At 62.3% G+C, this 12181-nt stretch carries 13 protein-coding genes; 12 read left to right on the forward strand and 1 reads right to left on the reverse strand.

Features of this window, described 5'->3' with window-relative positions; translation table 11 throughout:
- The 11 genes from AC1DWF_RS25650 to AC1DWF_RS25700 form a co-directional block, all read left to right on the forward strand.
- The coding region (locus AC1DWF_RS25650) for a hypothetical protein (RefSeq protein ID WP_476842197.1) at positions 1 to 193 on the forward strand (193 nt) is incomplete at its 5' end.
- A 35-nt stretch (positions 194 to 228) separates the two neighbouring features.
- The gene (locus AC1DWF_RS25655; RefSeq protein ID WP_476842198.1) at positions 229 to 852 is read left to right on the forward strand and encodes a TadE/TadG family type IV pilus assembly protein; all 624 of its coding nucleotides are present in this window, start codon (positions 229 to 231) and stop codon (positions 850 to 852) included.
- Positions 853 to 973: 121 nt separating this feature from the next.
- Positions 974 to 2212 carry a phosphopentomutase gene (locus AC1DWF_RS25660; protein ID WP_476842199.1) on the forward strand — a complete coding sequence of 413 codons (1239 nt, stop codon included), beginning with the start codon at positions 974 to 976 and terminating at the stop codon, positions 2210 to 2212.
- Positions 2205 to 3095, forward strand: a complete 891-nt coding sequence (gene mutM / locus AC1DWF_RS25665; RefSeq protein ID WP_476781565.1) for a bifunctional DNA-formamidopyrimidine glycosylase/DNA-(apurinic or apyrimidinic site) lyase — start codon at positions 2205 to 2207, stop codon at positions 3093 to 3095. The genes AC1DWF_RS25660 and mutM overlap by 8 nt, the downstream gene beginning before the upstream one ends.
- Before the next feature lie 50 nt (positions 3096 to 3145).
- On the forward strand, positions 3146 to 3919 hold the full coding sequence (locus AC1DWF_RS25670) for an enoyl-CoA hydratase (protein ID WP_476788911.1): 774 nt from the start codon (positions 3146 to 3148) through the stop codon (positions 3917 to 3919).
- A 135-nt stretch (positions 3920 to 4054) separates the two neighbouring features.
- On the forward strand, positions 4055 to 4321 hold the full coding sequence (gene rpsT, locus AC1DWF_RS25675; RefSeq protein ID WP_476788912.1) for a 30S ribosomal protein S20: 267 nt from the start codon (positions 4055 to 4057) through the stop codon (positions 4319 to 4321).
- A gap of 934 nt (positions 4322 to 5255) precedes the next feature.
- Positions 5256 to 6788 (forward strand): chromosomal replication initiator protein DnaA, encoded by a 1533-nt coding sequence (gene dnaA, locus AC1DWF_RS25680; RefSeq protein WP_476781568.1) that lies wholly within the window; start codon positions 5256 to 5258, stop codon positions 6786 to 6788.
- A gap of 202 nt (positions 6789 to 6990) precedes the next feature.
- A complete protein-coding gene (gene dnaN, locus AC1DWF_RS25685) occupies positions 6991 to 8109 on the forward strand; it encodes a DNA polymerase III subunit beta (RefSeq protein WP_476788913.1) in 1119 nt (372 codons plus the stop codon).
- 49 nt (positions 8110 to 8158) lie between these two features.
- Entirely contained in the window at positions 8159 to 9295 is a 1137-nt protein-coding gene (recF, locus tag AC1DWF_RS25690; protein ID WP_476781591.1) for a DNA replication/repair protein RecF, read from the forward strand.
- Positions 9296 to 9326: 31 nt separating this feature from the next.
- Positions 9327 to 10085 carry a molybdopterin-synthase adenylyltransferase MoeB gene (locus AC1DWF_RS25695; protein ID WP_476781570.1) on the forward strand — a complete coding sequence of 253 codons (759 nt, stop codon included), beginning with the start codon at positions 9327 to 9329 and terminating at the stop codon, positions 10083 to 10085.
- Between the two features lie 3 nt (positions 10086 to 10088).
- On the forward strand, positions 10089 to 10571 hold the full coding sequence (locus tag AC1DWF_RS25700) for a GNAT family N-acetyltransferase (protein WP_476781571.1): 483 nt from the start codon (positions 10089 to 10091) through the stop codon (positions 10569 to 10571).
- A gap of 26 nt (positions 10572 to 10597) precedes the next feature.
- Here the strand turns inward: AC1DWF_RS25700 and AC1DWF_RS25705 are convergent, their stop codons facing one another.
- Positions 10598 to 11599, reverse strand: coding sequence for a 2-hydroxyacid dehydrogenase (locus tag AC1DWF_RS25705; protein ID WP_476788914.1), 1002 nt, complete (start codon positions 11597 to 11599; stop codon positions 10598 to 10600).
- A gap of 172 nt (positions 11600 to 11771) precedes the next feature.
- Here AC1DWF_RS25705 and AC1DWF_RS25710 point away from each other — a divergent pair.
- Positions 11772 to 12181: SH3 domain-containing protein (locus AC1DWF_RS25710; protein ID WP_476842200.1), on the forward strand; the 410-nt coding region annotated here is incomplete at its 3' end.

Below are 12181 nucleotides of genomic sequence, written 5' to 3' on the forward strand. Positions count from 1 at the left end.
GACCATCAATGTCCAAGAACATGCTGCGTGTCTTCTACAGATGGCCGGTCATCACGGACTTTATGCACAAAAGGATAACAAACCTCGGGGACGACAAGATCCTACTATTTGCGGTCACGGCTTGGCAGAACGAACCGTTCAACGATTAGAAAATTCATTGGGCGGTCAACCTGCCGGGAAGGAAGCAAGATGACTATTTGCGCTGTTGCAATATCCACACTGGATCGCTTGCGGTCGCGCGCTGGCGCTCTGATCAGAGACCAGCGCGGCATCGCTGCCGTTGAGTTCGCCCTTATCGTACCTCTGCTCCTGTCGCTCTATTTCGTGACCATGGAAGTCTCGCAAGCGATCGAGACCAACAAGAAAGTCAGCCGCATGAGTTCGATGGTCGCGGACCTGATCACTCAGCAGCAGGCGATCTCGCAGTGCGAGGTGAACGCCGTCATGACGATCGGCGATTCAATCCTGCAGCCCTATGGCCGCAGCAATTCCACGATCACAGTGACCGCGATCGAGATCACGGCCCTACAGGGCAAGCCTCCGAAGGCCCTCGTTGAGTGGTCGCGCAAGCGGATAGGTGGCAAGCCTGAGATCGGCGAAACGAAGGGCTCTGTCGCTACCGTCCCCGAAGACCTCATGACCCCAGGTTTTCTCATCCGCGTCGACAGCGACTTGCCCTATCAACCGGTCATAACCTGGACGCCGGACCAGCAGACAGCCACCGGACTGGGTGTGATGGGCAAGATCTTCGAAAATGGCAAACTCGACATGAAGGAGACCTACTATCTCCGGCCTCGCATGAGCGCGACCATACCTTGTGCCGACTGTATCGATCCAAAAATCAAATGCTGAGGGGGTGCTGGTCAGCCGCCGCTTGGGATCACCAGTCTTCTGCGTTTCGCCCGATAATTGCCAAGGCCGGCGACTGATCTTATGTCTGTGCCGCAAGCTGGCAATTGAGAGCCCTTCATAGATGGCGCGTGCATTCCTGTTCGTCCTGGATTCCTTCGGCATCGGCGGGGCAACTGACGCCGCGCGCTTCGGCGATGTCGGCTCCGATACGTTCGGCCACATCGCTGCTGCCTGCGCCTATGGCCAGGGTGGTCGCGAAGGCCTGCGCAGTGGCCAGCTTCAGCTGCCGAACATGGCGTCGCTCGGCCTTGGCCAGGCAGCGAAACTGGCATCAGGTTTCGATTTCGCCGGCACTGCAAAGCCCGTGGCTAGCGCGTTCCATGGCGCAGCCCAGGAAATCTCGAGCGGCAAGGATACACCTTCAGGCCATTGGGAAATCGCCGCCCTGCCGGTGACCTTCGACTGGGGTTATTTCCAACAGACCATTCCCGCCTTCCCCGCGACGCTTACCGAAGCGATCGTCCGCGAGGGTGAGGTGCCGGGCATATTGGGCGACTGCCACGCTTCGGGCATCGAGATCATCGAGCGCTTCGGCGAAGAGCATCTGCGCTCCGGCAAGCCAATTTGCTACACCTCAGTGGATTCCGTCCTCCAGATCGCCGCGCACGAAACCCATTTCGGGCTGGAGCGGCTCTACGCGCTTTGCAAAATTGYCCGCCACCTCGTCGACCCGCTGAAGATCGGTCGGGTCATCGCGCGTCCCTTTACAGGCGAGAGCACGGAAACCTTCGAACGCACCCCCAACCGCAAAGATTACGCCGTGCCGCCTCCTGAGCCGACGTTGCTCGACCGGCTCACCGCGCGCGGCAGCAAGGTTATCGCCGTCGGCAAGATCGGCGACATCTTCGCCCACCGGGGTATCAGCGAAATCCGCAAGGGCGTCGGCAACATGGCGATGTTCGACAAGGCGCTCGGCGCCATGGATGACATCAGCGACGGCGATCTGGTCTTCGCCAATTTCGTCGACTTCGACACCGAATTCGGCCACCGCCGCGACGTGCCGGGTTATGCCGCGGCATTGGAGGCATTCGACAAGCGCCTGCCAGAAGCTTTCGCGCGGCTAAAGCCTGGCGATATGCTCATCCTCACCGCCGACCACGGCAACGATCCGACATGGCGCGGCACCGACCATACGCGCGAACGCATCCCGGTGATCGGCATGGCCCCGGGCATGCCAGGCGGCGATGTCGGACTGAGGCCAACCTTCGCCGACATCGGCGAAACGGTGGCCGCGCATCTCGGCCTAGCCCCAGGGCGCCACGGAAACTCCTTCTACGAAACGATCGCAACCCATGCCTGAATTGCCCGAAGTAGAGACTGTCCGGCGCGGATTGCAGCCGGTGCTTGAAGGCGCGCGGATCGAGCGCGTCGAGACCCGCCGCCCCAATCTTCGCTACCCGTTTCCCGAGAGCTTCGGCGAACGCCTTGCGGGCCACAGGATCACCTCGCTTGGCCGTCGCGCCAAATATCTGATTGCGGATGTGGAAGACGCTCCGCTGCTGATCTGCCACCTCGGCATGTCTGGCTCGTTCCGCATCGAAACCGATGAGGACGGGACGGCACCGGGCAATTTCCACAATGAGCGCTCGAAATCGGAAACGCACGATCACGTCGTCTTCCACGTCGCCGGCCCTAACGGTGTTCCCTCGCGCGTCATCTTCAACGACCCCAGGCGTTTCGGCTTCATGCTTTTTGCCGAGCGCGGTGGCGCGGAGCATCCAATGCTGTCCGGCCTCGGCGTCGAGCCGACCGGTAACTCGCTGGATGGCGAGCTGCTCTCTGGCCTTTTCGAAGACAAAAAGACACCGCTCAAGGCCGCCCTACTCGACCAGCGGCTGATCGCCGGCCTCGGCAACATCTATGTCGCGGAAGCCCTGTGGCGCGCGGGACTGTCGCCACTGCGTGCCGCCGGCACCATTGCCGGCACCGGCAAGGCCGCGCGCGAACGCGCAACGCTGCTTGCGACTTCCGTGCGGGAGGTGATTGCCGATGCGATCGCGGCTGGGGGGTCGTCGCTGCGCGACTACGTCCATACCGACGGTTCGCTCGGCTATTTCCAGCACTCCTTTTCCGTTTACGACCGCGAGGGCGAACCCTGCCCGCGTCCGGGCTGTGGCGGCCATATCGAGCGCATCGTGCAAAGCGGGCGTTCAACCTTCTATTGCCGCCAGTGCCAGCGCTGAGCTAGAGCAAAGCCTCATTGGTAGCGCTGCGAGACAGGGAGAGCCGCAAGATGGCCTATGATACGATCATCGTGGAAACACGTGGCAAGGTCGGGCTGATCACGCTCAACCGCCCAAAGGCGCTCAATGCGCTGAATTCACAGGTGCTTGGCGAACTTCTGGCGGCCACTGCGGCCTTTGAGGCGGACCAAGGCATCGGGGCCATTGTCATCACCGGATCGGAAAAGGCTTTCGCTGCCGGCGCCGACATCAAGGAGATGCAGGCCAAGAGTTATGTCGACGCCTACATGGAGGATTTCTTCTCAGGTTGGGAAGCCTTTGCGCGCAACCGCAAGCCGATGATCGCGGCGGTCGCTGGCTACGCACTGGGCGGCGGCTGCGAGCTCGCCATGATGTGCGACTTCATCATCGCCGCCGACACGGCCAAGTTCGGCCAGCCCGAGATCACGCTCGGCGTCATGCCCGGYATGGGCGGCTCGCAGCGCCTCACCCGTTTCGTCGGCAAGTCGAAGGCGATGGACATGTGCCTGACCGGCCGGATGATGGATGCCGCCGAGGCCGAGCGCTCAGGGCTCGTATCGCGCGTCGTGCCAGCGGCCGACCTCATGGAAGAAGCGATGAAGGCGGCAGCCAAGATCGCCAACTTCTCGCTGCCGGCGGTCATGATGTGCAAGGAAGCCGTCAACCGCTCCTACGAGGTGACGCTTGCCGAAGGTCTGCGTTTCGAGCGACGCGTGTTCCATTCGATGTTCGCGCTCGACGACCAGAAGGAAGGCATGGCGGCCTTTGCCGAGAAGCGGACAGCGAATTTCCACAACCGCTGACCTGAATCGCGTTGACGTTGGGAATAAGCTGAACTATAAGCCCACCAACCGAGGCGACCCTTAGGGACGCCCGATTGATTTTTGCGCTTTGCGGGAAGCCGCTCGCGCCCACCTAGAGATCAAAAGAGAGGCACCATGGCCAATACCTCCTCGGCCAAGAAGGCAACGCGCAAGATCGCCCGCCGCGCAGCGGTCAACAAGAACCGCCGCTCGCGCGTCCGGACTTATGTCCGCCAGGTCGAAGAGGCACTTGCCTCGGGAGACAAGGCAAAGGCAGAAGCCGCCTTCAGCGTCGCCCAGCCGGAATTGATGCGCGCCGCCACCAAGGGCGTGCTGCACAAGAATACCGCCTCGCGCAAGGTTTCGCGTCTGGCACAGCGGCTCAAGGCACTTTCCGCCTAAGCCCTGCAAGCAATTGGATTTCTGATCAACCCGGCCTAACCAGCCGGGTTTTTCTTTTGTCGGCATGGGGCCGAAAAAGCCCTCCAATGGGCCGCTGGAGCATGCCCTTTGAGGGCCAAGAACTTTGCCGGCATATGCGGTTATTCTGATAACTACAACCACCGCAAGCAGCCCCACAACCAGACTCACCGCAGCAGAAATTACCCTTTGATTTCATGGGCTTGCGAATGGTCATCCACAGCTTGTTCAAGCCACCTTCGGGGGTTGGGGGACAAGTTGATGTCAAGCGGATTCTTTTAAAACTTTTTTCGACGGGGCGCGGTTTTTTTCGTTCCCCGGAAAAGGGTTTGAATCACAACGGCTTTGTCCACGTGAGGACTACAAACAGGCTTTGAATCCGCTGCCGAGGTAAGCAGATTCATTAAAAACGAGTTAGACTCGGCCTTGCCCTGTCCACAGCGATTTTTGTAAGGTCTTTTTATCGAAGGGACGGGCACCTAGCCCTCTGCCAAGCCTAAAAATCGGCGGCGTTCTCGGCGTGGATGGAATCCGCGACCGGGGGAGGCATGCTCACTTCGATGTATACTTGGGGCGTGTGGGGATACACGGCATATCGACTTTGCAACGCGCCGGCGACTTCGCCGGAGGGCTACGCATTTGCCTGGTGCTGCCACCCCGCAGCACCGGCCTTCCAAAAGCGCCACCGGGCGCTAGCGGAAGGCGACTACAGCGCGTGGCGACCTGTTGAGACGCAACGAACGCTGCAGCACTTTGAACGATGCATGGCCGTTTCCGAAAATCGGTTCCGATTTTCGCGGTCCTGCACCCGGGGGGACTCGGCCGGCAACGGCAGCATCCGAATGAACATACCGGTGGCGATGCGAGCGGCGCGTCTCCATTTGGCAAACAGAACCGAAGATTAGGGATTGCGACAATGCAAAGCGGCATCGAAAGGGAAGCAAATGCGGGCTTTCTTTTTACCGGCGAACTGATCGAGGGTAATGCAGTGGCAGCAAGCAGCGCCGCCGAGAAGAATTTTGATCGGGTCAAGACGCAGCTCCAGGTTCGCCTGGGCAGCGAGGTATTTTCGAGCTGGTTCGGCCGCATGAAGCTTGCGGAAACATCGAAGGGCGTCGTGCGCCTTTCCGTGCCGACCGCTTTCCTGCGCTCCTGGATCAACAGCCACTATCTCGACCTCATTTCCGAGTTGTGGCGCCAGGAAGAGCCGGAGCTTCTGAAGCTTGAAATCATTATCCGCACGGCGACCCGCGTGGCGCGTCCCGGCGTGGAGACCGAAGCAACGGCACTGCGCAAGCCGGTGCGCCAGATGCAGACAGCCCTTGCCACGAGCACGGTCGCTGCAGGCCGCACCGAGCGCCCAGCGCCCGTGCGCAACGGCACGGCCGACGCGGAATTCAAGCAGAGCGTTCTCGGCTCGCCGCTCGACCCGCGCTATACTTTCCAATCCTTCGTCGAAGGCCCCTCCAACCGCGTGGCGCTCGCTGCGGCACGTGCGGTGGCAGAATCGAACTCGCGCTTCAACCCGCTGTTCCTCCACGCCACGGTAGGCCTCGGCAAGACRCACCTGCTCCAGGCGATCGCCGCCGAGTCGCTGCGCCAGAACCCGAAGTCGCGCGTCGTCTACCTGACCGCCGAATACTTCATGTGGCGTTTTGCGACCGCAATCCGCGACAACAATGCGCTGACCCTCAAGGAGCAGCTGCGCGACATCGACCTGCTGATCATCGACGACATGCAGTTCCTGCAGGGCAAGTCGATCCAGCACGAGTTCTGCCATCTCATCAACATGCTGCTCGATTCGGCCAAGCAGGTCGTGGTCGCAGCCGACCGTCCACCGGCGGAGCTCGAATCGCTCGAGCCGCGCGTACGCTCGCGCCTCAATGGCGGCGTGGCGCTCGAAATGTCGGCACCGGACTTCGGCATGCGCCTTGGCATGCTGCAGATGCGCTTTGCCGGCGCCAAGAACGAAGACCCCAACTTTGCCATGGACGAGGAAATCCTCACCCATGTCGCGCGCACCGTGACCGGCTCGGGCCGCGAGCTGGAAGGCGCCTTCAACCAGCTGATCTTCCGTCAATCGTTCGAGCCGCAGCTCTCCATCGAGCGCATCGACGAGATCCTCGGCCACATCTACCGCTCGGGTGAGCCCAAGCGCGTGCGCATCGAAGACATCCAGCGCATCGTCGCTCGCCACTACAACGTGTCGAAGACCGAGCTTTTGTCGAACCGCCGCACCCGCACCATCGTCAAGCCGCGCCAGATCGCGATGTATCTGGCGAAGGTGATGACGCCGCGCTCTCTGCCCGAAATCGGCAGGCGTTTTGGCGGCCGCGACCACACCACGGTGCTGCACGCCGTGCGCAAGATCGAGGGCCTGTCGGGCGGCGACAACACGCTGGCGCAGGAGCTCGAACTGCTGAGAAGGCTGATCAACGACCAGGCCTGATGGTTTGTCGGCACAGGCGACAAGTTGCCGCCTGTGACTTATCCCCAGAACGCCCGCGCAACTTCTTCGGAGTGCCTGCGCGGGCTTGCCTTTCCGGTCTTTTTACTGTCAGACTCAGCGCAATTCCGATCGTGTTGCGGGCTTTTCCGGGCGCATTCGAGCCCGCGAGCCCGCACCTTCAAATAAGCGAGCCTGTTTCGTCATGCGTGTTATCCTGGAACGCTCCAACCTGTTGAAGTCGCTGAACCACGTGCACCGCGTGGTCGAACGGCGGAACACGATCCCGATCCTGTCCAACGTGCTTTTGCAGGCCAATGGCGCGAGCCTCGAACTGAAGGCCACCGACCTCGATCTCGAGATCTCGGAAGCGACGCCAGCCAATGTCGAGCAAAGCGGTGCGACCACCGTTCCGGCGCATCTGCTCTACGACATCGTGCGCAAGCTGCCCGACGGCGCGGAAGTGATGCTGAAGACCGACGAGGACGGCAACGCCATGTCGGTGGTGTCGGGCCGTTCGAGCTTCCGCCTGCAGTGCTTGCCCCAGTCAGATTTCCCCGAGCTTTCGGCCGGCACGTTTTCCCATATCTTCCGGCTCGAGGCCAATGCGCTCAAGGGCCTGATCGAAAAGACCCAGTTCGCCATCTCCACCGAAGAGACGCGCTATTATCTCAACGGCATCTACCTGCACACGCATGAGAGTGGCGGCAAGCTGATGCTGCGCGCGGTTGCGACCGACGGCCACCGCCTTGCGCGCGCCGAGGTCGAGGCGCCGGCCGGCTCCGAAGGCATGCCGGGCATCATCATCCCGCGCAAGACCGTCAGCGAGCTGCAAAAGCTGATCGACGATCCGGATATTGCGGTGACGACGGAGATTTCCGACACCAAGATGCGACTGACCATCGGCGCGGTGATCCTGACCTCGAAGCTGATCGACGGCACCTTCCCCGATTATCAGCGCGTCATTCCGAGCGGCAACGACAAGCAGCTGATCATCGATCGCCAGAGCTTTGCCGCCGCCGTCGACCGCGTCTCGACGATTTCGTCGGAGCGTGGCCGCGCGGTGAAGCTGTCGATCGCCGACGGGCTGGTGACGCTCGCCGTCAACAACCCCGATTCGGGCAGTGCCGTCGAAGAGCTCGCCGCCGACTATTCGTCGGACCCGATCGAGATCGGCTTCAACGCCAAGTACCTGCTCGACGTCGCCGCCCAGCTCAAGGGCAGCGAGGCGCGTTTCATGCTGGCGGACGCCGGGTCGCCCACGCTCATCCACGACACAGCCGACGAGAACGCTCTCTACGTGCTGATGCCGATGCGCGTGTAGCGCGCGCATACCAATGCAAGAGCCGGATACGGGGGGAGAGCGCAAACGCATCCCCTCGACGCACATCAGTAAGCTCACACTTACGGACTTCCGCAACTACGCGTCGCTGTCGGTCGAGTTGCGGCCGGGCGCTGTGGTGTTCACCGGTGAAAACGGTGCCGGCAAGACCAATCTGCTCGAAGCCATCTCCTTCCTGACCCCGGGGCGCGGCCTGCGCCGGGCTCCCTACCCCGACGTCGCACGCGAAGGCAGTGCGGGTAGTTTTGCCGTGCATAGCACCATCGAAGGGCCGTTCGGCGATGCCGAAATCGGCACCGGTACGGCGCCCGAAGCCGCCAATGAGGCGGGGCGCCGCGTCCGCATCAATGGCGCCAATGCCAAGGCCGACGACATGCTCGAATGGCTGCGCGTGGTGTGGCTGACGCCGTCGATGGACGCGCTGTTCACCGGTCCCGCCGGTGACCGCAGGCGATTCCTCGACCGCCTGGTGCTGGCGATCGACCCGGCGCATGGTCAGCGCGCGCTCGATTATGAAAAGGCGATGCGCGGCCGCAACCGGCTGCTTGCCGAGGACCGCCGTGACCGCGCCTGGTTCGACGCGATCGAGATACAGATGGCCGAGACAGGTGCTGCGATCGCCGCCGCGCGTGTCGAGATAGTGCGACTTTTGACGGCGATGATCGGGCGGATGCCCGAAACGGGCCCCTTCCCCCAAGCCGAACTCAGCCTCGCCGGTAGCCTCGAACAGAGAATCGGCGACATGCCGGCAGTAGAACTCGAAGAGCATTTCCGGCAAGCATTGGCCGATGGACGCGAGCGCGACCGCGCCGCAGGACGCACGCTCGAAGGCCCCCACCGCTCCGACCTACTGGTTCGCCACAAGCCGAAATCGATGCCTGCGGAGCTATGCTCGACTGGCGAACAAAAGGCGTTGCTGATCGGCATCGTCATTTCGCATGCAAGACTCACCGGCGAGATGGCTGGCGCGCCTCCCATCCTTCTGCTTGACGAGATCGCTGCCCATCTCGACGCAGGGCGGCGTGCGGCGCTGTTTTCGATTCTTGAAGAGCTGAATTGCCAGGCCTTCATGACCGGCACCGAAGCGAGCCTGTTTTCGAGCCTCGCTGGGCGGGCGCAGTTCTTGACCGTCGACCATGGCAGCATCAGGCCAACTGAAGACGCCTGACAAGCCGATTTTGCGGCGATATGGTTGCGCCATGAACCAGGCTCCCCCCCTCTCCCCTGAAGAACTCGAACGCTACGCCCGCCACATCGTGCTGCCGGAGATCGGCGGTCCGGGCCAGCAGAAGCTCAAACGCGCCCGTGTGCTGGTGATTGGCGCCGGCGGGCTCGGCGCGCCGGTTCTGGAATATCTGGCGGCCGCGGGCGTCGGCACACTCGGCATCGTCGACGACGATCACGTGTCGCTGTCCAATTTGCAGCGCCAGGTGATCCACGACACCCAGTCGCTCGGTTTGTCCAAGGCGGAGAGCGCTAAAGCTGCGATCGCCCGCATCAACCCGCATGTGACGGTCGAGCTGCACAAGCTCAGGCTGACGACCGAAAACGCCGCTGGGCTGATCGAACGCTACGATCTGGTGGTCGACGGTTCCGACAATTTCGAGACGCGTTATGCGGTCGCCGATGCTTCTGCTGCGGTGAAGCGGCCGCTGGTGCATGCCGCAGTCGGGCGATTCGATGGCTCGATAACCGTGCTGATGCCATTCGAGACGGGTGCCGACGGTCGCCGCAACCCGACCTATCGTGACCTGTTTCCCGAACCGCCGCCGGCAGGGCTGGTGCCGTCCTGCGCCGAGGCAGGGGTACTGGGTGCCCTGACCGGTGTCATAGGCACGCTGCAGGCGATGGAGGCGATCAAGCTGATCACCGCCATCGGCGAACCGCTTGTCGGTCGGCTTTTGCTCTACGATGCGCTCGGCGCGCGTTTCGATACCGTGCGCTACAAAGCCTCTTGAGCCATGAACCCCGACCTGACCATCGCCCGCCTGCCCCAGGACTTCGACCGCTGGGACGAGTTGCTCGATCTGATCATGCGCTCATTCGCCTATATGGACGGCGTCATTGACCCGCCGTCCTCCGCGCATCGGCTGTCTCAGGGCAATCTGCGCGAGAAGACCAAGGACGAAGTCTGCTTCATCGCCACGCTTGAAGGGCGGCTCGTCGGCTGCATCTTTGCCGCCCAACGGACGAATGTGTTTTATGTCGGCAAGCTTGCCGTCGACGACAGCGTTCGCGGCGCAGGCATCGGCCGGGAACTGATGCTGGCAGCCGAGCGCCACGCCATCCATCAGGGCAAGCCGATCCTCGAACTCCAGACCCGAATCGAACTCACGGCCAACCACGCGACCTTTGCGCGGATGGGCTTCGTCGAGTTCGAGCGCACGGCCCATGACGGCTTCGACCGGCCAACCTCGATCACCTTTCGAAAGGCGCTTGGTTAAGCAGCGAGGTCAACGCACGTGTCTGATCACGTCCTCAGCGGCAGAACCCGGTCGGGTGGGCGGTGCCCGTCGACATGGGCGCGGATGTTGATGATGACCTTTTCGCCCATATCGATTCGGCCCTCGATGGTGGCCGATCCCATATGCGGCATCAGCACCACCTTGCCCCTGGCGGCGAGCTTGAGCAGCTTTTGGTTGACCGCCGGCTCGTGCTCGAAGACGTCGAGGGCTGCACCGGCGAGCTTGCCGTCCTGCAGCATCTTGACCAGCGCGTCCTCGTCGATGATGTCGCCGCGGGCGATGTTGACGAGGTAAGCGTGCGGCTGCATCAGCGCTAGCCTGCGCCCCGACAGCAGGTGGAAGGTCGCCGGCGTCGAGGGGCAGTTGATCGAGATGATGTCCATGCGGGCGAGCATCTGGTCGAGGCTCTCCCAATAGGTCGCCTCCAGCTCGTCTTCGACCGACTGCAACACGCGATGGCGGTTGTGATAATGGATCGACAGGCCGAAGGCCTTGGCGCGACGGGCAACGGCGGTGCCGATGCGGCCCATGCCGACGATGCCGAGGCGCTTGCCCCAGATGCGGCGGCCGAGCATCCATGTGGGCGACCAGCCGGCCCATTTCTTGTCGCTGGTGAGAACGTTGGCGCCCTCGGTCAGGCGGCGCGGCACGGCAAGCATCAACGCCATGGCCATGTCGGCCGTATCTTCGGTCAGGACGTTGGGGGTGTTGGTGACGGTGATCCCGCGTTTTGCGGCAGCAGTAACGTCGATCTTGTCGACGCCGTTGCCGAAATTGGCGATCAGCTTGAGATTGGGTCCGGCCTGCTCGATCAGCGCTGCATCGATCGTATCGGTTACCGTCGGTACCAGAACGTCGGCTTCCTTGACCGCCGCAACCAGCTCCGGCTGGGTCATGGGACGATCATCGACATTGAGGCGCGCGTCGAACAGCTCGCGCATACGCGTTTCGACCTGGTCGGGCAGCTTGCGCGTAATGATGACGAGAGGCTTTTTTCGACCGGCCATTCTATCCTCGACGAAGATCTCGTTGAGACCTCTTTAACCAAGACCGGCGAAACTGCAATCCGATCCATGAGCGGTAATCTGTGTAACAAGCAGTGCCGCCGAAGACAAAGAAAAAGGGCGCCCCTTTCCCCGTGAAGGCAAAGAGCGCCAAGTTCAAACAGAGGTTACGGAAGTGTCTGGTTTCGCGTCGCTCCGTCTGTCCGTCAGCGCAGCCCTGATCGGTCTTGCTTTCGTTTCGCCGAATGCCGTTTTCGTCGGTCCTGCCGTGGCCGCCCAGGACGTCACGCTCGGCCCCAGCGGACTGCCGCTGCCGCGATTCGTCAGCCTCAAGGCAGGCAAGGTCAATTCGCGCATCGGCCCGGGCGCTGATTATCCCGTCAGCTGGCTCTATCTGAAGCCCGGCCTGCCGATGGAGATCATCCAGGAATATGACAACTGGCGCCGCGTCCGCGATGCCGACGGCGCCGAAGGCTGGATCAACCAGACGCTGCTTTCCGGCCACCGCACGGCGATGACGGCGMCCTGGCAGCGCGGAAAGCCGGCACCGCTCAACCTGCTCGCAAGGCCCGAACAGGGTGCGCG

The sequence above is a fragment of the Aminobacter sp. P4_D5 genome (genome assembly GCF_056401815.1).

Bases quoted from the DNA above. Each gene is read 5' to 3' on its own strand.
- mutM (WP_476781565.1), top strand. From the start codon at position 2,205: ATGCCTGAATTGCCCGAAGTAGAGACTGTCCGGCGCGGATTGCAGCCG.
- rpsT (WP_476788912.1), top strand. From the start codon at position 4,055: ATGGCCAATACCTCCTCGGCCAAGAAGGCAACGCGCAAGATCGCCCGC.
- dnaN (WP_476788913.1), top strand. From the start codon at position 6,991: ATGCGTGTTATCCTGGAACGCTCCAACCTGTTGAAGTCGCTGAACCAC.
- AC1DWF_RS25695 (WP_476781570.1), top strand. From the start codon at position 9,327: ATGAACCAGGCTCCCCCCCTCTCCCCTGAAGAACTCGAACGCTACGCC.
- AC1DWF_RS25700 (WP_476781571.1), top strand. From the start codon at position 10,089: ATGAACCCCGACCTGACCATCGCCCGCCTGCCCCAGGACTTCGACCGC.
- AC1DWF_RS25705 (WP_476788914.1), bottom strand. From the start codon at position 11,599: ATGGCCGGTCGAAAAAAGCCTCTCGTCATCATTACGCGCAAGCTGCCC.